The following is a 1,255-nucleotide window of genomic DNA, read 5'->3' on the forward strand; positions in this document are numbered from 1 at the left end:
CGGGCGGTGGTGAGAATTAATTGAACCAAGATTTAGAAAGCTTGTTCAACTTCGGCGATTTCGGGAATCACTTCCCGGAGACGGCGTTCGATGCCCATTTTTAGGGTCATGGTGGAACTGGGACAGGAACCGCAAGCGCCTTGAAGACGCAGTTTGACGACTGGCCCGTCGATTTCGACTAATTCCACGTTACCACCATCCGCCATCAGGTAGGGGCGCATTTCATCTAAAACTTGTTCGACGTTATTGGGAGTCAGTGTTAAAGACATAATCAGCTTCTGGTCAGAGATTTATTAGAGTGTAGTTACTTCGATCCTAACGCTTTTTGGGCGGGGATAACCCTTAAGATTCTAAAAGCTGCAGATTGATAAAAGTAAATTCTGTGGTGGATTTTTCGCCCCCGGCCTCGATTGCGTTAATCACTTGACAGGAGGGTAAATAATAATTACCGATTTTTTCGTAGGTTTCCTTAAAGTCACGTTTTCCCTTTAATTCATCGGTTTTAGCATTGCGGAAAATGGCATTATAGCGAATAGAAATATAACCTTCTCCCGTATCGAGACTTTCCTCGGTATTAATAGTAAAAGCCATCGGTCCCATGACTCGACTGACTTGACAGATTTCCTGGCCGCGGACCTTATAATTAGACCCCATCGCATCGCCGGTGACAAGAATTTCTACCGCACCGGTGGGATCATCTTGCCCGAAATTAAACTGGTTTTTGCCGTGGGAGGCATCAAAATTGCCTCTTTTACGGTGAGTAACGATGTCGCGCATTTGATTATAGATACTTTCTTGCACTTTCTCGTCATCAATGCCCGTTACTTCCACACTATAATCGGCATTAACTTGAATTTTGCCTGTATGGACTTCCTCCCCTTGGGTGAGGATAATATCAGCAGTGTAACCGGGGAATCCTTCATCCCAAGTGTAACGGTTTTCGTAGGCGGAGCGGAAAATATCTCGGGCGTTCGTCGTGGCTACAGTCATAATCGCTTTACTTGTGTTGATAACTCTATTTATATCATTGTCGCTGATTTTTTCACCTCTGGCCGAGATTTCTAGAAAACTAGATGAATTTGACAGCTTAGGGAAAAAGTCAGTTAGAATCGATTAAAGACCCGTCCCTTGCTCAATTGCCATAAATCTAAATAAGCAGAAAATAAACATGAGCAGTTATGACAAAATTAAGTCCAAAAGTTAATGCAATTATTCGTTCTGGTGAACAACAAGGATATGTAGTTGAATGCGTGGA

General features: G+C 43.3%; 2 protein-coding genes. Both read right to left on the reverse strand.

All coding sequences use genetic code 11. The annotated features are described in order from the left end of the window. Positions 1 to 32 precede the first annotated feature (32 nt). Positions 33 to 269: a NifU family protein gene (locus PX636_RS00760; RefSeq protein ID WP_002735229.1), complete on the reverse strand. Its 237-nt coding sequence runs from the start codon at positions 267 to 269 to the stop codon at positions 33 to 35. 73 nt (positions 270 to 342) lie between these two features. Next, entirely contained in the window at positions 343 to 990 is a 648-nt protein-coding gene (locus PX636_RS00765; RefSeq protein WP_288115906.1) for a DUF3386 domain-containing protein, read from the reverse strand. Positions 991 to 1,255: the final 265 nt, after the last annotated feature.

Origin of the sequence: Microcystis sp. M53598_WE2, from assembly GCF_030067735.1 — a bacterium.
In the GTDB taxonomy this organism is placed as follows: Bacteria; Cyanobacteriota; Cyanobacteriia; order Cyanobacteriales; family Microcystaceae; genus Microcystis; species Microcystis aeruginosa.

Excerpts from the sequence above, each read along its gene's own strand:
- PX636_RS00765 (WP_288115906.1), bottom strand. The coding sequence starts at position 990 with ATGACTGTAGCCACGACGAACGCCCGAGATATTTTCCGCTCCGCCTAC.
- PX636_RS00760 (WP_002735229.1), bottom strand. The coding sequence starts at position 269 with ATGTCTTTAACACTGACTCCCAATAACGTCGAACAAGTTTTAGATGAA.